We start from the raw sequence: 26138 nt of genomic DNA, 5'->3' as shown, positions 1-26138 counted from the left end.
GCTACCGGCAAAATGCAGCGAAGAGGAAGCCCGGAGCTTTCATTTTCGCTGCATTTTTTATGCTAGTAATTAGCCGCTATATGGAAATATTCCACTCCCACCTGGTAACCATTTAACCCAAGGCCACAGATACTACCTATGCACTTAGGCGCTATCAGCGAAGTGTGTCTGAACTCTTCCCTTGCATATATATTGCTGATATGTATTTCCAGCACGGGCGTTTTAATGCCGGCAATGGCATCGCGGAGGGCAACAGAAGTATGCGTATAGGCGCCTGCATTAAGGAGGATGCCGTCGTAGCTAAATCCTACTTCATGCAAATGGTTCACCAGCTCTCCTTCTACATTACTCTGATAATAGGTAAAAGTATCTTCCGGAAATTCCCTTTGCAGGTGCTTAAAATAATTTTCGAAAGATTCACTGCCATAGATGCCGGTTTCACGCTTACCCAGCAGGTTCAGATTAGGACCGTTAATAATAGCTATTTGCATGACAATAGTTATAAAATGATGAATACTAAGTTACTTAATCTTCCTTATGCTCGCTGCCCCAACGGTAAGTTTGCTGCTCGATACCTGCCAGGTCTATGATACGGTCTACCACCGTAGCTGCCATGTCTTCCAGGCTGGCGGGTAAGCTATAAAAGGAAGGAGTAGCTGGACAAATAATCCCGCCCGCCATGGTAACGGCTTCCATATTCCTGATGTGTATCAGGTTATAGGGCGTTTCCCGTACCACGCAGATCAGTTTTCTCCGCTCTTTCAGCACTACATCGGCCGCCCGGGTGATCAGATCATTGGAAATACCGGTAGCAATACGCCCCAGCGTACCCATAGAACAAGGGCAGATAATCATGGTATTAAAGCGTCCGGAACCGGAAGCAAAGGGGGCATGGAAGTCTTGTTGGGTATAAAACCGGAAAGGCAGCTGCTTATAATCTTCATTCCTCAGCTCTGTTTCCCACACGGTTTTGGCGTTCTCTGTCATCACTACCGCTACCTGGTCTAGCTGCGACTGTACTGCCTCCAGTTTCTGTAATAACTGGCGGGCATAAATAGCGCCGCTCGCCCCGGTAACCGCTACAACTATACGATGTTTCATTTTGACTGGCTATTGATTACGCAAAGCTAGCCTATTATCTGTTATGGAAAACAGATCTTTATGAGACTACCGGCTAATGCCGGTATACAGGAAGGAAAATAAAGCCTGTTATACACCAGCCTGGGCCACAATTTCATCCATCAAAATACCGGTGTGGCTTTCATTGTAAATACATTGTCCGTTACGGATTAGCAGGATCTGTGGAGATTCATGCGGTACATCGTACATTTCCGCTATTTTATTGGATATCGGACGATGAGCGATCAGGTCTAGATAGTAAAACGTTAACCCCTCAGGTACTGCTACCCGCTCCAGCCTGGCCTTAGCCATGGAACTGATAGAGCACCGCGTACTGTGCTTAAAAATAACTACCGGCGCATCCGCAGATGCCTTATTGATCTCAGCAAGTTGTTCTTCGTTGGCTAACGTTTTCCAATTCATCTAGCATGTTTTACTATGTTCTATCGCAGGAGCTTTCCCCATTCCTCTCATTGGGCATCCGAGTTTCTGGTGGCTTGCGCAAGAAGTCAAAAATGCAGCAAAGATACAAACCAGTGCAGCATAGCCCAAAATTCTTATATAAGATTGCATAGTGGGTGATTTAAATATAAACTTAAAACGTTTTTTCAAAGGAAATATGATACGACAACTTTTTTAATCGTCTTTTGTGACGTTATTTTGCAAATATAGAAAATACATTAAAAAAAACAACAATGCAATTGTCAGATTTTTGATTCCGCAGTCTTTTTTAACTATCAGTACTTTCCCTGATACTGCGACTGGTCTTACAATCTGATAACGCCCGGGTATTATGACAAAAGTACATTTTATTGCCATAGGCGGCAGCGTAATGCACCAATTAGCCATTGCGCTTAAAAATAAAGGTTACCAGGTAACCGGCAGCGATGATGAGATCTTCGAACCGGCCCTCTCCAACCTCCGGCAGGCAGGCATATTACCAGACCATACCGGATGGGACGCTGCCCGCATTACGCCGGACATTGACGCCGTTATACTGGGTATGCATGCCCGTGAAGACAATCCGGAACTAATCCGGGCGAAAGCATTACAATTGAAAATATATTCTTTCCCCGAATATATCTACCAGGAAAGTAAAAACAAAACACGGGTAGCCGTTGGCGGTAGTCATGGTAAAACCACTACCACCGCTATGATTATGCACGCATTACAGCATAACCACCTGGCCTTCGACTATCTCGTAGGCGCCCGCCTGGAAGGCTTCTCCCAATCTGTAAATATTACAGACGCCCCGGTCATTATCTGTGAAGCGGATGAATATCCTGCCTCTGCGATCGAGAAAAGACCTAAATTCCATTTCCTGCATCCACAGATAGCGGTATTAACAGGGATTGCCTGGGATCATATCAATGTATTTCCTACGTACGATATCTATAAAGAGCAATTTGCTATCTTTATCAGGCAGATGCAACCTGGCCAGGTGCTGATCTATAACGAAACAGACACAGCACTGGCTACCTTGGTAAAAGCTACCGGCCAGCACCTGCAACTGATCCCGTACCAGTTGCCACAACACACCATCGCCGAAGGCATTACCACCATATATTTCGGCAACCAGCAAGCTAACCTGGAAATATTCGGAGACCATAACCTCCTGAACCTCCATGCCGCCAAACTGGTTTGCCAGGAGTTGGGCCTTTCCGACGCAGCATTCCTCTCCGCCATTACTACCTTTAAAGGCGCTGCCAAAAGGCTGGAATTGGTGGCAAAAAATGAACATTGTGTCATATACCGCGATTTTGCCCATGCCCCATCGAAAGTAAAAGCCACTATGGAAGCTACCAGACAGCAGTTTCCCGGCAGGAAACTGATCGCTGTACTGGAATTACACACCTATAGCAGCCTGAATGCCGGTTTCCTGGATCAATACGCCGGCGCGCTGGATGCTGCAGATACAGCAGTGGTTTTTTACAGTAAACATGCCCTGGAAATTAAAAGAATGCCTGATCTGGCGCCCGAACTAATCAAAGAAAGCTTCGGCCGCAACAACCTCCAGGTATTCCATCAGCGGGTAGACCTCGAGCATTTCCTGCAAGCGCAAGACTATCAGGATACCAATCTGCTGCTGATGAGTTCCGGCACATACGATGGCCTCGATTTCAGCAAATTGAAGGATTTATTACCTAACAAATAACATATTTAAATAAACAATTCTAAACATTATATAATGCCTTCTTTGCTCCTCAAAAGGCCTCTGGCCGTTATAGATTTGGAAACTACCGGTACAAACGTAGCGACAGATCGTATCATTGAAATTGCTATCATCAAAGTATTCCCGGACAAGAGCACACAGTCCAAAGTGAAAAGAATAAATCCCGGAATGCCGATCCCTGCAGGATCTACAGCAATTCATGGCATCAAGGACGAAGATGTAAAAGACGCTCCTTTATTCAAACAGCTGGCTGGCGAGCTCAAACAATTCATGGATAACTGCGATCTGGCCGGATATAATTCTAACCGCTTCGATATTCCTTTATTAGTAGAGGAATTCCTCCGTGCCGAAATCGATTTTGATGTAACAAAACGCAAATTCGTAGACGTACAACGGATTTTCCACCTCATGGAAAAGCGTACGCTCGCTGCCGCCTATAAATTTTATTGCGACAAACAGCTCGAAAACGCCCACAGTGCAGAAGCGGATGCCCTGGCCACTTACGAGATACTGGAAGCCCAACTGGGCCGGTACGAACAGCTGCAGGAAGATATCGACTCCCTGGCCGCTTTCACTAAAGAAGAAGACTATATCGACTTTGCCCGCCGGCTCGTGATGCAAGGCGGACAAGAAGTGTTTAATTTCGGTAAATATAAAGGCCGTCCGGTAAGAGAAGTATTAAAGGTAGAACCACAATATTACGACTGGATGATGAAAGCGGATTTCCCGCTCAATACCAAACAGAAGCTCACAGAGATCTTCCATAATATGATGTTAAAAAAAATATAATGTTAATCTGGAAGATCATATCTTGCGCCGGAATTGAATTATTTTCGCAGTCCAAAAATATCATCTGCTGAATTGGAAAAGCTTGTCATCATTCCTACGTACAATGAAAAGGATAATATCCGCAATATCATTGACGCCGTATTTTCCTTACAGGAAAACTTTCATATCCTCATTGTGGATGATGGATCTCCGGATGGAACCGGTGCTATTGTAAAATCATTGCAACGGCTCTATCCTGAAGCGCTATTCCTGGAAGAAAGATCCGGTAAACAAGGACTGGGCACCGCTTATATCCATGGCTTCAAATGGGCGCTGGCCAATAATTACCAGTACATCTTCGAGATGGATGCAGACTTTTCACATAATCCGAAAGACCTGATCCGCCTCTATGATGCCTGCGCCAAAGCAGGAGCTGATGTAGCAGTGGGTTCCCGCTATGTAAAAGGCGGGAAAACTGAAAACTGGCCATGGGACCGCGCTATATTATCTTACGGCGCTTCCGTATATGTAGGTATGATCACCTGGATGCCCGTAAAAGATCCTACCGCAGGATTTGTATGTTACCGAAATACCGTACTGGAAGCGATTAACCTCGACCAGATACAGTTTGTTGGTTATGCCTTCCAGATCGAAATGAAGTTCACTGCCTGGAAACTGGGCTTCAAAATAAAAGAAGTACCCATCACCTTCAAAGACAGAAAAGAAGGGTATTCCAAAATGAGCAAGGGCATCGTGAAAGAAGGAATATTGGGCGTAATAAAAATACAGTGGCAAAGCCTCTTCCGTAATTATAAAAGAAGAGTGCAAAATTGATAAGTTACCTGCTGCTAGCCTCTCATGGCTAATAGCAGGTAACTAAAATCTTGTGCATGAAAAAAGCATTGCTCCAGCTGCATCTCTCCGTATTTCTGGCTGGTTTTACCGGTATTCTCGGTAAGCTGATCTCTTTAAATGAAGGGCTGCTGGTATGGTACCGCTTAATGATCACCTCTGTTTCATTACTGATTTTATTCCGCATACAGGGTTCCTTAAAAAAACTTCCCTGGAAAGATATTCTGCCCATTGGTAGCACCGGTGTGATAGTAGCCCTGCACTGGCTCTTCTTTTACGGCAGTATTAAATATTCCAATGTATCTATCGGGGTAGTTTGTTTTTCACTGACCAGCCTTTTTACCGCTATCTTTGACCCGCTGATCAATCGGCGCCGTTTCGATATCAGGGAAATGCTATTAAGTATGCTCACCTTACTGGGTATCCTCCTGATTTTTCATTTCGATACCCAGTACCGAACGGGTATTATACTGGGCATCATTTCCGCTATGTTTGCGGCCCTGTTTACCGTTTTCAACAAGCGGCTGATCAAACGCTTTGACACCTACAACATCACATTTTATGAGCTTTCCACCGGCTTTGTAGTGCTCACCCTGCTGATGCCGGCGTATCTCTATACTTTCCCTACAGCTTCCCTGCTACCCTCTTCCATGGATCTCATTTACCTGCTGATACTCTCCTGGTGCTGCACCATTATGATGTACCTGCTGGCCATGAACGCCCTGAAGAAAATATCTCCATTCACAGTGAACCTGTGCTTTAACCTGGAGCCCGTGTACAGCATTATCCTGGCCTTCGTGATCTTTCACGAAAACAAGCTCTTGAACAACGCCTTCTATGCCGGCCTGGCCTGTATCATACTTTCGGTGGGCCTGCAAATGTTGCGCGTAGCCAGGGGCAAAGCCCTTGCCTGACCGCCGGACATGTACTTTTGCCCGCTTATCCTAAAAAGCGCAGGTAAATCACGCTGTTTATTTGTACTTTAACCAGCGTAATTATTACTTTAGCGCTTATGAGAAACATTATTTTGGGGTTATCCCTCCTGGGATCTACCCTACTCACCTATGCACAAGAGCAACCTGCCAAAAAACCACTAGACCACAGTGTGTACGACAACTGGCAAAGCATTGGGACTAAACTGATCAGCCAAAATGGACAATGGGTAGTATACACCGTTACTCCCCAGGAAGGAGATGCCAATCTGGTAATCTTCGACCGCAAAACAGGCCAAACCACCAACATTCACCGCGGCAGCAACCCGGTGATCACTACAGATTCCCGCTATGTGATCTGCAGTATCAAGCCTTTCTTTAAAGATACCCGTGAAGCGAAGATCAAAAAGAAAAAAGCCTCAGAAATGCCGAAAGATTCTATGGCCATCATTACACTTGGGAAAACAGGTATCCTGAAATTCCCTGCCGTAAAATCATTCAAAACACCGGAAAAAGACAGTGGCTTTCTGGCTTACCTGCAAGAGAAGCCAGCAGAAGATGCTGGTAAAAAAGGCGGTAAACCCCATAAAGCAGTAACAGAAGACGAAGATCGCGCAGATGAGGATAAACCCGCTGCCACCAACACTGAAAGTGGTACCCTGCTGATCCTCCGGCTGGCAACCGGCACGCAGGACACAGTGAAAAATGTAAAAGAATATGCCTTCAGCAAAACCGGTAACCAACTATTGATAGCCACTGCTATCGAGAAAAAAGATTCGCTCTCCTGCAACAGCGTATTGCTCTGGCATGCCGGCAACCGGAAAGCTGATACCCTGAGCAGAGGCCACCATGATTATAAACAATTTGCTTTCGACGAAAAAGGAGAAAAAGCAGCCTATTTCGGCACCCGCGATTCTTCCAAAGCACTCCAACAATTCTATCAACTGTACTATTACCAACCCGGATATGACAGCGCTGTTGAAGTAGCCGATAAAAACACCAGCGGCATACCAGCCGGCTGGATGCTCAGCCCCAATAGCCTGATACGCTTCAGCAAAGACGGCAAACGCCTGTTCTTTGGCACCGCCCCCGTTCCGCCGGTAAAAGATACCAATATTGTAGATTTTGAAGTAGCCAAGGTAGATATCTGGAATTATAAAGATGATTACCTGCAGCCGATGCAGTTGAAAAACGCGGACAAGGAACTAAAAAGAAGCTATTCCGCCGTATACTATCCCGATACTAAACGGCTGCTCCAATTAGGCAGCGATAACCTGGAAACAGTGATCACTGCTACAGATGGCAACAGCCCTTTTGCACTCGGCTATACCGATAAAGGCGAACGCGTTGCCATGCAATGGACTGGCCGTACCCTTAAAACAGCCTACCTCGTAAGCACCAATGATGGTTCCCGTAAGCTGATCAAAGAAAAACTGGATGGTAACTTCTTTCTCTCCCCCGATGGGAAATACACGATCTGGTACGACCTGGTAAACCGCGAATGGAACGCTTATAACAACGCTACCGCCCAGGTGGTAAGCCTTAGCAAAAGCATTCCTGCTAAAATATATGATGAAGAAGATGACCATCCAGATGTACCGGATGCTTATGGCATCGCCGGCTGGATGCGCAACGATGACTTTGTATACATCTACGACCGTTATGATATCTGGCAGGTAGATCCTACCGGCAAAACAGCCCCGGTAAATATTACCCAGGGCCTGGGCCATAAAGAGAAGATACGTTTCCGTTACATCCGTCTCAACCCCGACGAAAAAACCTTTACACCCGGTGCTACACTGGTGTTGAACGCTTTCCAGGAAAACACTAAATACAATGGTTTCTACACCTTGTCTCTGCCACCCAAAAGTGGCAAACTACAAGCGCCCACTCCTCTGGTACTAGGCCCGCATACCTATGCAGAGCTGCAGAAAGCCAAAAATGCGCCGGTGTATACCTACATCCGGAGCCGGTACGAACAATCGCCTAACATATTTACCGGCACCGACATTGCTACCGCTACACAGATCAGTAATACTAACCCGCAACAGCAGGAATACAACTGGGGTACGGCAGAGCTCTACAAATGGACCACTTTCAGCGGAAAACCTTCAGAAGGCATCCTGTACAAACCAGAGAATTTTGATAGCACTAAAAAATACCCGGTTATTTTCTATTTCTATGAGAAATTAACCGACGGATTATACAGCTACCAGGCGCCAGCGCCTACTCCTTCCAGGCTCAATATCTCCTTTTTCGTAAGCCGTGGTTACCTGGTGTTTGCGCCAGACATCACCTACGAGAACGGCTATCCGGGTAAAAGCGCCTATGATTATATTGTAAGCGCCGCCGAGAACCTGGCTAAAAAAACATGGGTAGACGGTAAAAACATGGCGATACAAGGCCAGAGCTGGGGAGGCTACCAGGTAGCTTACCTGATTACACAAACTAACCTGTTTAAAGCGGCATGGGCCGGCGCTCCTGTTGCAAATATGACCAGCGCCTACGGCGGTATACGCTGGGAAAGCGGTATGAACAGGCAATTCCAATACGAGCACTCACAGAGCCGTATTGGCGCAACCCTATGGGACAAACCAGAGCTGTACATCGAAAACTCTCCGCTCTTCAACCTTCCCCGCGTTACCACACCTGTAGTAATCATGTCTAACGACGCAGATGGGGCAGTACCCTGGTACCAGGGCATTGAAATGTTTACGGGTCTTCGCCGTTTAGGCAAGCCCGTTTGGTTGCTGAACTACAACAACGAAGCGCATAACCTGGTACTCCGCCAAAATCGTAAAGATATCCAACGCAGGGAACAACAGTTCTTCGATCACTTCCTGCAAGGCGCACCGGCGCCGGAATGGCTAGAAAATGGCGTGCCGGCTACCGAGAAAGGCATCAACTGGGGCTGGGACCTGGTGAAATAATTTGACTGTTTATCTATTAGCTTAACTTTTGGGTAGCGCTATTTTAAGATAAGACCGTTACGATAAAAAAGAGGATGTGTCAAAAGTAATTTGATAGGCTTGAGAATCGCGTAAACGAGATTTTTCTCCATCAGGTACCCGAATAAAATCAGGTAAAATTACTTTTGACACATCCTCTTTTTTACCCCGTATGCCTGATGGAGTTCTTCTCTGCAAATTCCATTTAACTTTAAAAACGCCCTCTTTTATATCCCCGCCGGATTATCCAACATCCGCCAGTCTTCTATAAATATTTTTCTTGATATAAAATATTTAACATATATTTACAATAACATCGCCACTTTAGTGAATGGTGTAACCTGCTGCGATATCCATTAACACCACATTATTTTACCTATGAACTTCCATATCTATCATCCGGCGGATGCCTTACGGCCATTTGTAAAACAATATTATTACTGGGAAGATGATACTAGAGGCATGATCCAGCTACCACAAAGTTTATTTGCGTTGGGCGATCAGTACATGGTATTTATACTGGAAGGAAAAGCAGAAATAAAACCGGCCAGTTACCAGGCATTTGCCTTACCTGCCAACACAGTACTGGGACAGCTCACCTGTGCCTGTCAGCTGCAAGTATACGGCCCTGTAAAAGTAGCCATTATACAGTTGAATGCCTATGGATGCTACCGTTTGCTGGGCCTCGACGTACCTAATTTCACTAATTACTACCGTACTCTCAATGCCTCCGGGCAATTACACTGGAACGAATTACCGGCGGCCCTGCGGGCAATAAAGCAAGGCAATGAAATCGAATCCCTGCTGGATGAAGCCTGTTTACAAGCCCTTGATAGCCACACCAACCACTTAAACGAAGTGGATGATATGGTGGATTATCTCCTGATCAAACAAGGGAACGTTAGCATAGCAGAATTATCTGCGCGCCACCAGCTTTCCCGCCCTACACTGGAGCGTATTTTCAGCGCTATAGTGGGCATTCCGCCACAATTATACGCCCGCATGATCCAGTATAAAACTGCATTGAATGCCTCGCAGCAACTACAGCTACCAGCATGGCAGCTACCCGTAGCCACCACTCCCTATTATAACCAAGCAATGTTTATAAGGGATTACCTGCGCTTTCACCACGAAACGCCTGCCTACTTTGCAGCAACAGCAGCCACCATTGCACATATGCCAGCCAACAGTCATGCACAGGTAGCCGTAGCCAGTTAAAAAATAATGCTTTACTTTAGTCGGTAAAAAAACAAGCCGATTACATGGAAAGCATTTCTACACCATCGGGGGAATATACCATTACCTCGGATAAAACGCGGTTCGACCTACATGCCATCCACCATTACCTGGCACATGAATCCTATTGGTCAAAAGATATCTCTTTAGATATAGTAGCAAAAATGGTGAAAGGCGCTGTATGCGTGGGGGTATTCCACGGCACCGCCCAGGTGGGCTTTGCCAGGGCTATTACAGACCGGGCTACCTTCGCTTACCTGGCTGATGTATATATACTTGCGCCACACCGTGGCAAAGGATTGTCTAAAGCAATGGTGCGCGCCTTATTAACGCATCCGGAGTTACAGGGCCTAAGGCGTTGGCTGCTCGTTACCTCCGATGCCCACGGATTATATAGTCAATTTGGTTTCACCGCCATCCCCAATCCGGAAAAATTCATGACCCTGTATAACCCTGATATATATACGAAAAAAACAGAATAGTGTCACTTTTTATTTAACTTACCGGCATAACAGGTAACCCTATGCAAAAAGCTGCAACCTTTTGGCGCGAACAACTGCAACTACAGTCCCATGTAGAAGGAGGAGCCTTCCGGGAAACTTACCGCTCTGAATGGGTATTGGATATGACCACCTTGCCCGCCGGCATGAGCGGCAACAGGAATGCTTCCACCTGCATTTATTTTTTATTGGAAGAAGGGGAGTTTTCGGCCTTCCACCGGATAGCAGCCGATGAGATCTGGCATTTCTATGATGGCAACACCTTAACAATATACGAAATAGCACCTGGTGGCCACCTGCTGGTACACAAATTAGGACGTGATATTCAAAATGGCGAGCAATTACAAGTGATCATCACCGCCGGCAACTGGTTCGCCTCCCGCGTGGAAGTACCTGGTGGCTATGCGCTCACCGGCTGCACAGTAGCGCCAGGCTTCGATTTTGCCGATTTTGAGCTAGCTGAAAAAGGCGCCCTCATGGCCGCCTATCCAGCCTATGCCACGCTGATAGACAGTCTTACCCACTAACGGTAACGACTATAACATTCCTAAATTACAAACATGAAAAAAATCATTTACCTCGTTGCGCTGCTGTTAGCAGTAGTACTGATATTCTTGCTGGGCAAGCATTTTGGCACCACCCATATCAGCCAGGAAGTGATCTCCAACAGTACCATTATAAAGGAAATCGCAGAACTTTCCAGCCTCGATGTACAAGGCTCCGCCAGTATCAAAAGAAGTAATATTGAGAATAACGGCGACTGGACAGATAACCTGAAAAAAGCATTCCTGGAAAATACTGTATGGGTCACCATTCCCTACGAAGCAAAATATGGGGTGAATATAGACGGGAAAATGTTTAAAGTGGAACTCTCCGCTAAAAAGATCATTATCCGCTTACCAACTCCCCACCTACTTAGCTACGAACTAAAAATGGACGGGATGGAGACTTCCAATCGCAAAGGATGGCTGCTCTTCCAAAACGATGAAACCTATACAGAGGTACAGAAAACCCTGTATAAAACTTCCCGTGGACAATTGGAAAATAACCCGGTTTACATACAACAGTCCAAAGATAAAATACGGAAGGTAATGGAGCAATACTACGCTCCCTTCCTAAAAGACCATACGCTAGAAGTACAATTCAACGATGATAACAAATTGCCTGCATTGCAATAGTGAACACGGTATCAGGCTGCCTGCTGCGCAATATATCTTACCAGGCTTCTCTTTGCAATCGGCAGTAGCGTTTCGTCTATCGGCACTACCAATGGTGTTTCCACGCAATAAACCGCGGGATTAGGCAGGTTATTCCGCTCCCGGATCAATAATGTTTTGATGTGCCCGATAGTATGCATCAGGTCTTTTTTATAGGTCTGAATAAACTGGGTATGTATACCCCGGAATTTCTCATCATGCCTTTCAAATATCGTAAGGCGATAAGCGTACACGAGCGTTTGGCGGCAATTGCCATCGCAGAGTAAAATATAACCTTCTGCTGTTTCGAGCGGCACCAGCCCTACCGGAAAGATATTTAAGTTCCCGGCCACATACTCATAAATTTCAGTACCTTCTTTAATCGTATTGTTCATCTGCGACAAAGAATACCTGATAATATTCTCCAACTCTTCCATTAGCTCATCGTCTGTAACCAATTGCTCATATAACAGTTCCAGTTTCTGCAGATTAACGGCCGTCAGCCGTTTAGGAAACTGCTGCTGCAGAAATTGCTTATTGTCGCGAAATGCCACTAAGTTATTATAGTGGAAAATAATATCTGATAATTGCGGATATAACCTGGTTTGGGTAAAATAATGATTGATGTCCTGTAAATAAGCTAATAGGGTGTATTTTTTTAGCTCAAAATCAATATAACCGTCTGCAAACCAGGTTTCACTTAAAGCTCCCATATTAATTAAATTTAATGGATCATACCTTTAATTTACGAAAAAAAATCGATAAACAGATGGGGTTGGGGGAAGATGCCCCAGGAGAATGAAATAATATTTATTTTGATGAAACTATTCATAGCAGCGGATCTGAATAGTAATCTCTTAGTAAAAAAGTGAATAATATCAAAAATATTTCAACGCCAACTTTTTTATTAGCTTAATTTCCTTAACTTCAAGATATTATTTTTCATTTTTTTAATTTCAGTTATCATGAACATTTACGTAGCCAACCTGCACTATAGGTTGAACGATGAGGATCTCCATCAGATTTTCAGCGATTTTGGAGAGGTTACCTCCGCTAAAGTTATCAAAGACCACGAAACAGGCCGCTCACGTGGTTTTGGCTTTGTGGAAATGCCTAATCAAGAAGAAGGCGCAAAGGCTATGGATAGTTTGAATGGCAGCGAAATCGAAGGCAAACAACTAATGGTAAACGAAGCAAGACCTAAACAACCGAATAATAATTTCAAAGGTGGCGGTAACAACCGTGGCGGCGGAGGATATGGTTCCCGCGACCGTCGTTATTAATCCCCTTATTCGGCACAAGGAACTTAAAAAGGCGCTCTCAGAGCGCCTTTTTGCAGATAATACCGGGGACATAAGGGATAGCCGCAAATCCATAAGCCGGCTCCATAAACAGTCCTTTCAGGAAAATCTTTTTTTCTTGAAATAGAAAAGGCGCTCTTAAAGAGCGCCTTTTCATGTTTTATAAATCTTTTCAAATACTCTTCTTAGAATCAAAGTTTTCTAATTCCTGGGCCACAGCGCTCAGGAAAGTAGACCCCAGGGAACCGTCCACAATACGGTGGTCGTAAGACATCGACAAGTACATCATATGCCGGATACCAATCGTATCTCCTTCTGGCGTTTCAATCACTACAGGACGTTTTTTAATAGCCCCTACTGCCAGGATGGCTACCTGCGGCTGGTTGATAATGGGTGTTCCCATCAAGCTACCGAAGGTGCCTACATTGGTCAGGGTAAAAGTACCGCTCTGCGTATCTTCCGGTTTCAGCTTATTCTGACGGGCGGCATTTGCCAGGGAATTTACCTGTTTAGTGAGGCCTACCAGATTTAACACATCTGCATTTTTAATAACCGGTACAATGAGGTTCCCGGTAGGCAAAGCAGTAGCCATGCCAATATTGATATCTTTTTTGATAATGATCTTATCGCCATCCAATGAAGAGTTGATCAATGGGAAACGCTTGATACACTTTACGATTGCTTCTATGAACAATGGTGTAAAAGTCAGCTTTTCACCTTCACGTTTTTCAAAGTCACCTTTCACGCGATCACGCCATTTCACCATATTGGTTACATCTGCTTCTGCAAAACTGGTTACATGCGGACTGGTTTGTTTGCTCATCACCATATGATTGGCAATCAGCTTACGCATACGGTCCATTTCCATGATCTCTACATTACCGCTATAGGTAGAAGACGCTACTGCAGCAGCAGTTGCCACCGGTTGCTGGGTAATAGCAGCTGGCGTTACCTCTGCAATTACCTTTCCTTCCTTACGGTCTGACACATATTGCAAAATATCTTTTTTGGTAACCCGACCATCTGTACCGGAGCCAGGAATCTTCTCCAGATCGGCAAAGCTAACGCCTTCCTGTTGGGCAATGGTAAGTACCAGTGGAGAATAAAATTTAGTACTGCTACCGGAAGTACCTGTTTCTGCTATTGGTGCAGCGGTATATGCCGGCGCCGAAGTGAACCTTGGTTCGCTGGCAGTTGGTGCTGCCGGTGCAACGGGTGCGGCCGCAGTGGTTACGTCCGCGTTGGTATTAATGCGGGCAATAACGGTTCCCACAGAAACTACATCATTTTCATTAAAGAGCACTTCTGTGATCTCACCTTCTGCAGTAGAAGGGACTTCGCTATCCACTTTGTCTGTGGCAATTTCAAGGACAGTTTCATCTATTTTTACATGATCCCCCGCCTTTTTATGCCAACGCAAAATGGTGGCTTCCATGATGCTCTCCCCCATTTTTGGCATTACCAATTCTACAATGGCCATAAGATTGAATTTAGCTTTAGTGCACGACAAAAATAAGGGAATTATCCCTATTGCAGTATGAGTTTACGCAACTCGTTCATGGCGTATACTGCGGTCATTTGTGTATTCCGGTCCCGGTCGTACCGCAGGTGATGTTTTACCGTTACTACTTTTTCCCGGCTGCCTACAGCTATCCAAACAGTGCCTACTGGTTTTTCCGGCGTGCCGCCGCTGGGCCCCATGATACCGGAAACAGCGATGCCATAATCAGTGTTCAGCTGCTGTAAGGCGCCTGCCAGCATTTCACGTACTACTGCTTCACTCACCGCCCCCTCCCTTTGCAGGGTGTCCTGTTGTACGCCTAATAACTTCATTTTCATTTCATTGGCATAAGTTACCACGCTGCCCTTAAAATAAGCGGAACTACCGGGAATAGCGGTGATCCAGCTGGCAATAAGGCCACCAGTACAACTTTCTGCAGTACCTACCGTTTTACCTTTTTCCAACAACAGTTCTCCCAGCACTTGTCCCATTGGTATATCCCGGTCTGTTACCAGAATATCTGCCAATAATGCTTTCAGCTCATGAAAAAGGATGCTCACTTCGGCCGCTACTGCCAGTTTATCGCTGCCAAAAGCAGACAACCGTAATTTGAGCAAACTAAAATTGGGCAGATAAGCCAGGCTGACATAAGAAGGCAATTGGGCTTCAAAAGCCACCAGCCGCTCTGCCACAAAAGATTCTCCCATCCCGGAGGTAATCAGCGTTTGATGTACTACCGCCGGCGTTTCAAAATGTGCTGCCAGATGAGGCAATACATAACTTTCCATCATCCCCTGCATTTCGTGTGGCACACCAGGCATAGATACATAAATTGTCCCATCTTTTTCGAACCACATGCCCGGGGCCGAGCCTCGCGCATTCTGGATCACGGTACAGGCTTCCGGCACCATGCTCTGTTCCAGATTACGGTTTAGCAAAGGCAATCCCCTGCTTTCAAAGATATGCAGCACATGCTGCAAGGCCTCCTCATTTTGTATCAGCCGGGTATTGAAATATTCACATAGTGTAGGCTTGGTGATATCGTCTGCCGTTGGCCCCAAACCTCCGGTCAGCAACACAATATCCGACAAGGCCGATTCCTGTTTCAGCACGTCCAGGATATCCTGTCTCCTATCCCCAATGGCTACACGACGGTGTACCCATATCCCCATCCCATTCAGCTGCTGGGCAATCCAGGCCGAATTGGTATCTATTGTTTGCCCTATCAGCAGCTCATCTCCTATAGTGACAATACTAGTGGTGATTCTATTATCCATACAAAAATGGTAATTAAAGTTAGCTATTAGCCACTAACAGTTAATGGCTAGAAAAATTTTTCCAGCCTGTGTTTCAATTCTTCCGGCAAGCCTGCCTTTAATTTTGTTTGCACATTGATGAATACCAATGTAGTCACACCTACATTTAACAATTCGCCCTTCTCGTTATATAACTCACTGTGAAACTGTATCTTAGAACTCTTAGGCAGTTCTTTCAGTATAGTCTTTACTGTTATAAGATCATCATAATAGGCCGGACGCAGGTACTTTACATTTAATTCGGCCACCGGCATTATCACGCCCTGTTCTTCCAGTTCCTTATAGGAAAAACCCAGCTCCCGGATAGCTTCTGCCCTTCCTACTTCATAATACAAACCATAATTGCCATAATAAAGATAGCCCATCTGGTCTGTTTCTCCATAACGTACCCTGATCGTTGTTGTACTGATAAACATGGTTCCTCTACTAATTTATACCCCTAAACGTTTACTTGAAAATTTTAATTCCCCAATGCCCCATCCAGCGAAACCTTGCCAGGCCCTGCAAACAATAAAGTTACAAATGCCGCCAGGAACAGTAGGGGTAATTCTTTTTCTTCAACAGGTTGATGCCCGTGAATAACAAAGATAATTACACTCATACAGATGATCAACGGAATTGTAGCCAACCGGGTGAGTAATCCCAGGATCAGGAACATTGCGCAAACTACTTCCGCAAAAACGGTTAATCCAAGGGAAAATTTATGCCCAATACCCAAAGGATCGGGAAAAGTATTCATTTTGGCAGTAAAATTGATCAGTTTGGGCCATCCATGCAGGAAAATCAGGCAACCAAATACCAACCGGAGCATCAGCATAGAAAAATTTACAGCACCGTTGGAATAGCCAGTTGAAAACAGTTTTTTCATAGTAGGTAGGGTTTCTGTGCTAAAAAAATTATTTGACGCAAGATAATTGAATACGTTTTGCCTTGTCAGCAGAGTTATCCACATTGTTAGCAACGCAACGGGAAAAGAAAAGATATAACTTATATATTTGTTTCACACCGTGTAATTTTGTTGTTGCAGCGATGGAAAACCAAAAACGCTGCAACAAACCAAGTGAGCCAACAGGAAATATTTTGCCTGTAGATTCGTTTTTAACGCATATATCAAGATATAACAGCTATAGCATGCAATTCTTAAGAAAAATTTTTATTCCCGGACATCTGTACGTATCGCTTCTGGCCTTTGCCGGCGCAGGGATGGCAGGGCTGCCTGCAGCACAAGCGCAGCAAACTCGCAAATATACAGACCCGGAAAAAGTATTCAAGGATGCCCAGCAATATTTTCAACAGGAAAAATATGCAGTATCCATGCAGCTTTTCAGGCAAATTATCGATAACATTGATTATTTTCACGGATCAAACCGCGATCTCATAAAAACAGATGCGTACTATTATCATACCATCTGTGCGCTGAAACTGCAACAAGACGATGCAGAAAAAGAAGCACTCACCTTCCTGAAACTGGCCAACAACAATGCCCGGGAAGAACTGGTCAGCTACCAGCTAGCTAAATACTATTTCCGCCAAAATAAATTCAAGGAAGCAATCCCCTTGTATGAGAAAGCTAATATCCAAAACCTTTCCAACACAGAAATTGCTGAAGCAAAATTTGAGCTGGCCTACGCTTACTTCAATGTAAAAGATTTTAAGAAAGCGCAGCCACTTTTTGCCTCCATTAAAGACATCAGCGGCAAATATAATATACCTGCCAACTACTACTATGGCTTCATCAGCTACTATAACCGCCAATACGCCGAAGCGCTCAGCAGTTTCCAGAAAGTGGTGAATGAGCCTAAATACAGCCATGTGGTGCCGTACTACATTGCGGAGATCTATTACTTCCAGGGTAAAACAGATCAACTGATCGCCTACACGGAGCCTTTGCTTCAACAGGGCGGCCAGTACTACGAAGCAGAAATGAAGCAGCTGCTCGGTAAAGCTTATTTCGAAAAAAAGAATTACCAAAAAGCGCTCCCTTACCTGCAAGACTTCCAGGATAATGCTGATGAAGTACGGAACGAAGATATTTATGAATTATCGTATGCCTACTATCAAACCGGTAACCTGAGCAAAGCCATCAACGGCTTTAAGCAACTGAGCAGCGCAAAAGATTCCCTGGGGCAAAACTCCATGTACCTGCTCGGCGATTGCTACCTGCGTACCGGTCAGAAAGCAAATGCCCGCAATGCCTTCGCCTTCTGCGCCAACAATAGTTCCAATCCGCAGCAACAGGAAATTTCCAGGTTTAACTATGGTAAGTTATCCTATGAACTAGGTTATCAGGATGCTGCCCTCAATGAGCTGACGCAGTTCGTGAAAATTTACCCGCAATCTACCTACAACAAGGAAGCCCGGGAAATTCTCGTGAACATTTTCATGAACAGCAATAACTACAAAGATGGCCTGTCTACTATCGAAATGATCGCCGATAAAAGCCCGGCTGTACTAAAAGCCTACCAAAAAGTAGCCTATGGCCGCGCCACCCAATTGATCAACGATCAGCAGCTGGCCGAAGCAGACCGCCTGTTAGACATCGCGATCAACAACCCTTATGATCAGCAAATTAAACAGCTGGCCTACTTCTGGAAAGCAGAGATTGCCCTGCGCCAAAATAAAACCGACGCAGCGATCACGCAACTGAATGCCTATCTGAATGGCAAACCGCCTATTTCCGGAGAAGCCAACGCCCAAACTGCCAGCTACAACCTGGGATACAGCCTCCTGAAACAAGACCGCTACTCAGAAGCCCTGCCTTACTTTGAAAATGCACAAAAATCTGGCGGCCCCAATGCGGAACGCATTGCCACCGATGCGGCTATCCGCAGCGCCGACTGCTATTATATGCTGCGCCAGTTCCCTAAAGCGCTGACCCTCTACGATCGTATCATCAACAACAACGAGCCCGGAGCCGACTATGCTACCTACCAGAAAGCCGTTATCCTTGGCTTACAAGGCAAACAAAACGATAAGCTGGCCCTGCTCAAACAACTGGGCAATAAATTTCCTTCCTCTGGATTCAATAATGAAACAGATATAGAAATTGCCAATACCTATCTCTCCCAGGAAAAATATACAGAAGCCATTCCCTACCTGGAAAATGTATTGCAGAAACAGCCTAACGGCCCTAACGCGCCCAGGGCGCTGCTCAAACTGGGATTGAGCTATTACAATAAAGACAACGACAACAAAGCACTAACCTATTACCGGCAGGTAGTGGAAAAATTCCCCGGTTCTCCCGAGGCCAATGAGGCTCTGCAAAGCATGAAAGCCATCTATGTAAGTCAAGGTAAAACCGACGACTACCTGGCCTTCCTGAAAGCTATCGGCAGAACAGTGACCACTTCAGTAGAAGACTCCCTCACTTATGCCGCCGCCGAATCCAGGTTTACCAGCAACGACTGTGCAGGCGCTACCATCGGCTTCAACAACTATATACAGAAATACCCGAACGGACAATTTATCCTGCCAGCCAATTTCTATAAAGCAGAATGCGCCTATAACAACAAAGACTATACGAGTGCCCTACAGGCCTATGAATTTGTATTGTCTCTTAACAACAGCCTGTACGCAGAAAGATCTGCCCTGCAAGCTGCCAACATTAACTTCTACCAAGTAAAAAATTATACTAAAGCCAGAACCTATTACCTGCAGTTGCAAGACCTGGCCAGCAGCAAGGAAAACAGCCTGGCTGCCACCCGTGGATTGCTCCGCAGCACCTACCAGCTGAAACGCTGGGATGAAGTATCCAACTACGCGGAAATGTTACTGGCTACCACCAATATCAGCACAGACGACCAGATCATCGCACATTTCTACCGGGGTAAGGCGCTGCAACAGGCCAAAGATTACACTGCCGCCCTCTCAGCGTTTAAAACCGTGGCAGGTATGACCAAATCTGAAACTGGCGCCGAAGCCCGTTACAACATGGCCGACTGCTACCTGCAGCAAAACGACCTGGATGCGGCCGAAAAAGCAGGCTTTGATGTGATAAAAAATACGCCCTCCTACGAATACTGGGTGGCTAAATCATATATCCTGTTGGGTGATGTGTATACACGCCAACAAGACTACTTCAACGCCAAAGCTACTTACCAGAGTATCGTTGCCAACAGCACCATTCCTGAACTGAAACAGGAAGCCAAAGAAAAACTGGAAAAAGCAGAAGCAGCAGAAAAAGCAGCCGGCAAAAAGCCGAAGAAATAAGAATCCTGATATTTAAGCGCAACAAAGCATGAACATTCCAACAAAATATAACAAACACCTATTCCTCCTGACAGCACTGGGCTTCGCCAAACTGCTGTTTGTACAAACCGCTGCCGCACAAGAGGCATTGAAAGAGGAAACGATTGATATTATTTCCACCAATCAACCTAAACTGCGGGATGCCTATAAACTCAATCTTACTGCTTCCCTGCCAGCAATAGATACCAACCGGCCTTCCCTGAAATACCAGATACCGGCACTGAACCTGAACTTCATGTACCAGGCAATGCCCCTGAAACCACTGGCACTGGGCCGCGACTCCCTCTCCTACCTGCAAAATAACTTTGTAAAGCTGGGATACGGCAACTACAAGACGCCTTTTGTACAAGCAGGATTCGGCAGCGGACGGCAAAATAAATATAACTACGGCCTGTATGTAAACTATACAGGCTCCCAGGGCAAAGATATTCCCGACCAGAACTACAGCAACCTGAATGTACTGGCTTCCGGCAGTTACCTGCTCGATAAACTGAAATTCGACGCCAGCATTGGCTACGACCGCAATACCGTTCATTATTATGGCTACAACCACGATACGGCCAACTATAAGAAAAAAGATGTAGCACAAACCTTTAACCAACTAACCGCTACCGTGGGCATGCAGAACAGGCCGCAAAACGGCTGGGGCTTTACCATTCAGCCACTGGTAAAATTTGTGCTGTTCAACGATGCTTATAAACGCACCGAAAATACCTTCCTCCTGAATGTACCTGTGCGAAAACAGTTGTTTGAAGACATCTATGCAGGCGTAGAAGGCGCATTGGACCTGTCTACCTACAAAGAAGCCCACAACCGCGCCATCAACAATAACATTGTCGCAATCCGTCCGGCAATCGACGTCATGAAACCCCGCTTTGTGTTGCATGTAGGCGTAAACCCAACCTGGAGCGACAGTAAATTCTACGCCCTACCAGACTTAGTGAACGAATTGCACGTAGTACACAAAAAACTGATCCTCAGCAGCGGATGGATTTCTTATTTCGAGAAGAATTCCTACCGTAACCTTGCCAACAAAAACCCCTTCCTGGCCGGTTTACCGAGCAATATGCTGAATACCCGCGTAGAAGAAATATATACCGGTATCAAAGGTACGCTGGGCAGTCACTTTAACTATAATACCAAACTTGCTGCTGTTACCTGGCACAATATGCCGCTGTTTATTAACGATAGCGCCAATACGAAAATATTTACCACCGTCAACGAAACCAAGCTCCGTGCCTTCCAGGTGCATGGAGAAGTAGGCTATATCGAAGAAGAAAAATTCCAGGCACGCGTAAGCTTCGACTGGTATAACTACAACAAACAGGAAACACAGGTAAAACCTTGGCACCTGCCTGCATTCCAGGGCGATTTGTATGTACAGTACACTATTGTCGATAAACTCCATCTCAATGCCGACCTCTTTGCCCTGAGCGGCAGCTATTACCTCCTGCCCGATAAAGATTTCGGCAAAACCAAAGGCGCCTGGGATCTGAATGCGGGTGCTGCTTATGATATTGGTAAGAACTTCGGTTTATGGCTTAATGCTAATAATATTTTCAATACCCACTATCAACGCTATTACCTCTACCCTACTTATGGATTTAATATTGTGGGCGGAATTATGATTAAATTTTAAATGTGGGCTATTTGATGGTCCTGGTAAGTAAAGAGATGATTTATTATTAGCGAATTGTTTTAACTTCACTTACCAGGACAATCACAACAATCCAAATTAACCGCATCTAAAGCATCGAATTAACCACATCCTATGGTGATCCAGCAATACATTCAGGAAGTACTGTTTAAACAGCGGGTTTGTGTAGTACCACAATTGGGAACATTTTCGGTACAGCACTTTCCGGCACATTATAATACGGCTACTCAAACGTTAACGCCCCCCCGCGACCAGGTAATATTTACCCAGCATTGGCAGGATGATGGTTCTTGTGTAGAATGGATTGCCTTGAAAGAAAACCTGGTGCCTTCCGTAGCACAGCGTAAATTTGAAAAATACCTGGAAGAGCTGAAAGCTGAACTGAAAGCTGGTAAGCCATTGTTATTACCGGGCATCGGGAAATTACAGGGGGATTTTGCCGGCAATGTGCACTTTCATGCAGAGGAACTGCCATTGGAGATGGATACCCTGGATATTACGCCTATTGAACGTGATGATACTAAGCCTCCGGTTTCATCATCTACGGATAAAGCATCCACTATTGCCCCTTTGGAACCTATTATGACTGAAGAAGTGGAAGAAACACTGGATGCCGTAACGGAAGAAGGTGGTTTCAAATGGTGGTGGGCAGCTATCCCTATTGCGATGATCGTAGTAGGACTCTCTGCCTGGTGGTATCTTTCCAAAATAAATGCTCCGGTGCCGGTGCCAGCACAAGCTGACACCACTACCAGTATCCACACAGATACCGTAGCACAACAGGTAGCTCCTCCCGTGCCAACAGACACCTTACAACAATCGGCGCCAACAGATAGTGTGGCGAATGTTGTTCCAGCTTCACAAGAAATTACCTACTACACGGTCATTAAAACTTTTAAAGACAGCAGTGCCGCCAGGCTCTATCAGAAAAACCAGGAAAGCTGGGGACGCGGGCGCCTCATCATCTACAAACGGGACGGCCTTTTCAGAACCGCTTTAGAACTGCATGGCATGGCCTCGGATACCACGCAGCAGCGTGATTCCATCTCTAATATATTTAAAACAAAGGTATACCTGGAGTTCCCTTGATCAAGCCTTAATTTCTGCCGCCACAATTTCCAGCCCTTCTGCAAAACTGCGGGGCTGATATCCCAGTTCTTTTTCGGCCTTATTGATCAACAGCCCTGTTTTAACCGGGCGTGCAGCAGGTTGTGAGAGTGTTTTGGAGCTAATCTTTTCTACCAGGGAAAGATCCAATTTAAAATATTCGGCCGTTTTAATGGCCATATCATAAGGGGTTAAAGTTTCATTCCCGGAAATATTAAAAATGCCCGTAGCACGTTTATTGGCGATCAGTAAGCAACCTTTTGCCAGGTCGTGGCAAAGGGTGGGCGTACGCCATTGATCATCTACCACTTTTACCTTCTTGCCTTGCTGCAAGTTGTTTTTCACCCAGGTGATCATATTACTGCGATGCGGATCGGCCACTACGCCATATACCAATACGGTACGCACAATAGCCCACTGCAATTTGCTGTTGATCACTAAGCGCTCTGCCGCTGCCTTGCTGGCGCCATAATAATTGATGGGATTTACCGTAGCCTCTTCCGGATACGGCCCTTGCAGACCATCAAATACAAAATCGGTAGATAGAAAAATGAAGAACGCGTTACAGCTTTCTGCCGCATGCACCAGATAACGTGTAGCACCTACATTGGTATCCCAACAGGCGTCCTTGTTTTTTTCGCAATCATCCACCTGCGACATAGCGCCGCCATGAATAATTACATCTGGTTGATGTTTCTCCACCAGCTGCTTCACGCTGCCGGCGTCACGCAGATTTACGGGCTCGTAAGTGTAGTTGTCCCTTAGGGGAAAACGGTTGGGCCCCCGGCCAGTAGCTATTACTTCATATTTTCCTTCTTGCAGAAAAAGTGGGATCAGATGCTGTCCCAATAATCCGTTACTTCCAGTGATAAGTACCTTCATAAAGCCATATTCAATACGCTATCTTTAAAGATAAGAAAAAAAGCCTAAAGCGAAATGCGTAAGCTACCCTAATAAAAAAGGAGATACCAAAAATAAATCAAGGGCCTAACAATAACTTAAATGACGCTATAAGATACCCCAATAAAAAGAGACTGCCTCCTGTTCGCAAACATAGGAGGCAGCCTCTTTTTCACTGCATTGCAGCAACATTTATCTTTATTTAATGTGCATGCCCAGGTTATACATGGTAAAAGCCCAAATGTCGGTCGACTCATCAATCAACTTAGAAGTAGGCTTACCTGCACCATGGCCAGCCTGGGTTTCTATCCTGATCAATGCAGGGTTGGGACCCGTATTGTCGGCCTGCAAAGTAGCGGCAAACTTAAAGGAGTGTGCAGGCACTACGCGGTCGTCGTGGTCGGCGGTAGTGATCAAGGTAGCCGGATAAGCAACGCCAGGTTTCAGGTTGTGCAGCGGAGAATATTCCAGCAGGTATTTAAACTGCTCCTGGTTATCGCTGCTGCCATATTCAGTTACCCACGCCCAGCCAATGGTAAACTTCTGGAAACGCAGCATATCCATTACGCCTACTGCCGGTAATGCTACCTTAAACAGTTCCGGACGTTGGGTCATACAGGCGCCAACAAGCAACCCGCCATTAGAACCACCACGGATAGCGATTTTACCGGGATTGGTATATTTAGCCTGGATCAGGTGTTCTGCAGCACCGATAAAGTCGTCGAATACATTTTGTTTCTTTTCCAACATGCCTCCCTTGTGCCATACTTCTCCATATTCACTGCCGCCACGGAGCGACACAACTACGTATATACCCCCCTGTTCCATAAAGTAGAGGTTAGATACACTGAAAGAAGGTGTCATAGGAATATTGAATCCACCATACCCGTAGAGTAATACCGGGTTATTGCCATTCAACCGTATCCCTTTTTTATACGACAGGAACATAGGCACATTGGTACCATCCTTACTTTTGAAGAAAATCTGCTTCGTTTCATAATCGTCTGGGTTAAACTTCACCGCCGCCTTATTATATAAGGTAGACTTTCCCGTAGCGATATCATATTTATAGACTGTAGGCGGTGTTACAAAAGAAGTATAGGAGTAGAAAAGTTCTTTATCTCCCTTTTTACCTTCAAAGCCACTAGCGGTACCAATACCTGGCAATTTCACTTCATGTTGCAGTTGCCCCTTGTAATCATATTGGAGTACGCTGGTAGCCGCATCTTTCAGGTAAGAAAGGAACATACTGCCACCGGCAATGCCTACTTCTTGCAGGGCTTCTGGCTTCTCCGGCACTATTACCTGCCAGTTGGCTTCTTCCGGGTGGGCCGGATCAATAAGCACTACCCTGTAATTAGGTGCGTGGTGGTTGGTGCGCACCAGCAGCTTGCCACCATCGTTGTCGATAACATCTGGTTCATAGTCGAAGCCCTTTACCAACAGGTTAAATTCTTTCTGCGCAGGATTATGCAGGTCTTTGTACAGCAGTTCCCTTCCGGAAGTGCCCTCTGTGCAGGAGATGATCAGGAATCTTTCATCTTCCGTTACTTGCGCACCTATGTTACGTAGCGGATGTGTATCATCTTTATAGATCAATTGGTCTTTTCCCTGTGGATCGCCCAACCGGTGATAGTACACTTTATGGAATTCATTTTTCCCGGAAAGCTTATGTTGCTCATCTGGCTGATCGTAGCGGCTATAATAAAAGCCATTTCCCCTCCATGACAGGCCGCTGAACTTCACCCATTCAAGTTTGTCGGACAGCAATTGTTTGGTGGCTACATCCATCACAAAAGCTTCCTGCCAGTCGGAACCGGCTTTGGCGAGGAGGTAAGCCACATATTTACCATCTTTCGAAAAGCTCATTGTGCCGAGAGCGGTGGTTCCGGCTGCCGAGAGTTGGTTGGGGTCGAGAAATACTTCCGGCGTACCGTCTAAAGTAGCAGTGCGATAGAGAACCGATTGGTTCTGCAGACCATTATTCTTAAAAAAGTAATAATATTTACCTTGTTTAACGGGAGCACCATTTTTAGGATAATTCCAAAGTTCTTCCAGGCGTTTGTGGATTTCTCCCCGAAAAGGTATTCTCGAAAGATAAGCCTGTGTTAATTTATTCTCAGCGTCTACCCATTCTTTGGTATCTGCGCTGTGGTCATTTTCCAACCAGCGGTAGGGATCTGCTATTTTTACTCCATAATAATTGTCCGCCGAATCCACTTTTTTCGTTTCGGGGTAAACGATAGCTTCTTGCTGTGCCATTGCTTGTCCGGCTAATAGACTCAAACTCATAAAGATCCACCTCCCATTATTTTTTTTTGACATGCGTAATATTTTTTAAAAAATTAAGCTACTTTGATTGATAGAAATTGAAAATTTAGGTT

Annotated in this window: 23 protein-coding genes; 13 read left to right on the top strand and 10 right to left on the bottom strand. The window is 45.4% G+C overall.

Features of this window, described 5'->3' with window-relative positions; genetic code table 11:
* Positions 1–62 precede the first annotated feature (62 nt).
* From aroQ to ytxJ, 3 genes are all read right to left on the bottom strand, one after another.
* Entirely contained in the window at positions 63–491 is a 429-nt protein-coding gene (gene aroQ, locus ACDQ55_RS11210) for a type II 3-dehydroquinate dehydratase (protein WP_420981480.1), read from the bottom strand.
* 34 nt (positions 492–525) lie between these two features.
* A complete protein-coding gene (locus ACDQ55_RS11205) occupies positions 526–1101 on the bottom strand; it encodes a UbiX family flavin prenyltransferase (RefSeq protein ID WP_420981479.1) in 576 nt (191 codons plus the stop codon).
* 108 nt (positions 1102–1209) lie between these two features.
* The gene (ytxJ, locus tag ACDQ55_RS11200) at positions 1210–1542 is read right to left on the bottom strand and encodes a bacillithiol system redox-active protein YtxJ (RefSeq protein WP_420981478.1); all 333 of its coding nucleotides are present in this window, start codon (positions 1540–1542) and stop codon (positions 1210–1212) included.
* A gap of 370 nt (positions 1543–1912) precedes the next feature.
* Between ytxJ and ACDQ55_RS11195 the strand changes: the two genes are divergently transcribed.
* The 9 genes from ACDQ55_RS11195 to ACDQ55_RS11155 all read left to right on the top strand — a co-directional run bounded on the left by ACDQ55_RS11195 (position 1913) and on the right by ACDQ55_RS11155 (position 11706).
* Positions 1913–3274 carry a UDP-N-acetylmuramate--L-alanine ligase gene (locus ACDQ55_RS11195; protein ID WP_420981477.1) on the top strand — a complete coding sequence of 454 codons (1362 nt, stop codon included), beginning with the start codon at positions 1913–1915 and terminating at the stop codon, positions 3272–3274.
* A gap of 33 nt (positions 3275–3307) precedes the next feature.
* Positions 3308–4081, top strand: coding sequence for an exonuclease domain-containing protein (locus ACDQ55_RS11190; RefSeq protein ID WP_420981476.1), 774 nt, complete (start codon positions 3308–3310; stop codon positions 4079–4081).
* A 72-nt stretch (positions 4082–4153) separates the two neighbouring features.
* A complete protein-coding gene (locus ACDQ55_RS11185; RefSeq protein ID WP_420981475.1) occupies positions 4154–4894 on the top strand; it encodes a polyprenol monophosphomannose synthase in 741 nt (246 codons plus the stop codon).
* Between the two features lie 56 nt (positions 4895–4950).
* A complete protein-coding gene (locus tag ACDQ55_RS11180; protein WP_420981474.1) occupies positions 4951–5826 on the top strand; it encodes a DMT family transporter in 876 nt (291 codons plus the stop codon).
* A gap of 98 nt (positions 5827–5924) precedes the next feature.
* Entirely contained in the window at positions 5925–8774 is a 2850-nt protein-coding gene (locus ACDQ55_RS11175; protein WP_420981473.1) for an alpha/beta hydrolase family protein, read from the top strand.
* 396 nt (positions 8775–9170) lie between these two features.
* Positions 9171–10010: a DUF6597 domain-containing transcriptional factor gene (locus ACDQ55_RS11170; RefSeq protein ID WP_420981472.1), complete on the top strand. Its 840-nt coding sequence runs from the start codon at positions 9171–9173 to the stop codon at positions 10008–10010.
* A 44-nt stretch (positions 10011–10054) separates the two neighbouring features.
* Positions 10055–10510, top strand: coding sequence for a GNAT family N-acetyltransferase (locus ACDQ55_RS11165; RefSeq protein WP_420981471.1), 456 nt, complete (start codon positions 10055–10057; stop codon positions 10508–10510).
* Positions 10511–10551: 41 nt separating this feature from the next.
* The gene (locus ACDQ55_RS11160; protein ID WP_420981470.1) at positions 10552–11055 is read left to right on the top strand and encodes a cupin domain-containing protein; all 504 of its coding nucleotides are present in this window, start codon (positions 10552–10554) and stop codon (positions 11053–11055) included.
* Positions 11056–11088: 33 nt separating this feature from the next.
* The gene (locus ACDQ55_RS11155) at positions 11089–11706 is read left to right on the top strand and encodes a DUF4230 domain-containing protein (protein WP_420981469.1); all 618 of its coding nucleotides are present in this window, start codon (positions 11089–11091) and stop codon (positions 11704–11706) included.
* Positions 11707–11717: 11 nt separating this feature from the next.
* On the opposite strand, the gene ACDQ55_RS11150 is transcribed toward ACDQ55_RS11155, so the two are convergent.
* Positions 11718–12437, bottom strand: coding sequence for a hypothetical protein (locus tag ACDQ55_RS11150; protein ID WP_420981468.1), 720 nt, complete (start codon positions 12435–12437; stop codon positions 11718–11720).
* A 252-nt stretch (positions 12438–12689) separates the two neighbouring features.
* On the opposite strand from ACDQ55_RS11150, the gene ACDQ55_RS11145 reads away from it, so the two are divergent.
* Entirely contained in the window at positions 12690–13007 is a 318-nt protein-coding gene (locus ACDQ55_RS11145) for an RNA recognition motif domain-containing protein (protein ID WP_420981467.1), read from the top strand.
* Positions 13008–13197: 190 nt separating this feature from the next.
* Here the strand turns inward: ACDQ55_RS11145 and ACDQ55_RS11140 are convergent, their stop codons facing one another.
* Genes ACDQ55_RS11140 through ACDQ55_RS11125 form a run of 4 tightly spaced genes read right to left on the bottom strand, consistent with a single transcriptional unit; the run spans position 13198 to position 16710 of the window.
* Positions 13198–14505 carry a dihydrolipoamide acetyltransferase family protein gene (locus ACDQ55_RS11140; RefSeq protein WP_420981466.1) on the bottom strand — a complete coding sequence of 436 codons (1308 nt, stop codon included), beginning with the start codon at positions 14503–14505 and terminating at the stop codon, positions 13198–13200.
* Between the two features lie 47 nt (positions 14506–14552).
* Positions 14553–15803 (bottom strand): CinA family nicotinamide mononucleotide deamidase-related protein, encoded by a 1251-nt coding sequence (locus ACDQ55_RS11135; protein ID WP_420981465.1) that lies wholly within the window; start codon positions 15801–15803, stop codon positions 14553–14555.
* A gap of 47 nt (positions 15804–15850) precedes the next feature.
* Positions 15851–16258, bottom strand: a complete 408-nt coding sequence (locus tag ACDQ55_RS11130; RefSeq protein WP_420981464.1) for an acyl-CoA thioesterase — start codon at positions 16256–16258, stop codon at positions 15851–15853.
* Between the two features lie 44 nt (positions 16259–16302).
* The gene (locus ACDQ55_RS11125) at positions 16303–16710 is read right to left on the bottom strand and encodes a DoxX family protein (RefSeq protein ID WP_420981463.1); all 408 of its coding nucleotides are present in this window, start codon (positions 16708–16710) and stop codon (positions 16303–16305) included.
* 263 nt (positions 16711–16973) lie between these two features.
* Here ACDQ55_RS11125 and ACDQ55_RS11120 point away from each other — a divergent pair, with 263 nt between their 5' ends.
* From ACDQ55_RS11120 to ACDQ55_RS11110, 3 genes are all read left to right on the top strand, one after another.
* Positions 16974–20051, top strand: coding sequence for a tetratricopeptide repeat protein (locus tag ACDQ55_RS11120; RefSeq protein ID WP_420981462.1), 3078 nt, complete (start codon positions 16974–16976; stop codon positions 20049–20051).
* Positions 20052–20079: 28 nt separating this feature from the next.
* Positions 20080–21729 carry a hypothetical protein gene (locus ACDQ55_RS11115; protein ID WP_420981461.1) on the top strand — a complete coding sequence of 550 codons (1650 nt, stop codon included), beginning with the start codon at positions 20080–20082 and terminating at the stop codon, positions 21727–21729.
* A gap of 132 nt (positions 21730–21861) precedes the next feature.
* Positions 21862–22836, top strand: coding sequence for a hypothetical protein (locus tag ACDQ55_RS11110; RefSeq protein WP_420981460.1), 975 nt, complete (start codon positions 21862–21864; stop codon positions 22834–22836).
* Here ACDQ55_RS11110 and ACDQ55_RS11105 read toward each other — a convergent pair whose 3' ends face one another.
* The gene (locus ACDQ55_RS11105; RefSeq protein ID WP_420981459.1) at positions 22837–23736 is read right to left on the bottom strand and encodes an SDR family oxidoreductase; all 900 of its coding nucleotides are present in this window, start codon (positions 23734–23736) and stop codon (positions 22837–22839) included.
* A 216-nt stretch (positions 23737–23952) separates the two neighbouring features.
* Positions 23953–26079, bottom strand: coding sequence for a prolyl oligopeptidase family serine peptidase (locus ACDQ55_RS11100; RefSeq protein ID WP_420981458.1), 2127 nt, complete (start codon positions 26077–26079; stop codon positions 23953–23955).
* Positions 26080–26138 lie beyond the last annotated feature (59 nt).

The sequence above is a fragment of the Chitinophaga sp. 30R24 genome, from assembly GCF_049056765.1.
In the GTDB taxonomy this organism is placed as follows: Bacteria; Bacteroidota; Bacteroidia; order Chitinophagales; family Chitinophagaceae; genus Chitinophaga.
This window is presented reverse-complemented; position numbering and strand designations above follow the sequence as displayed.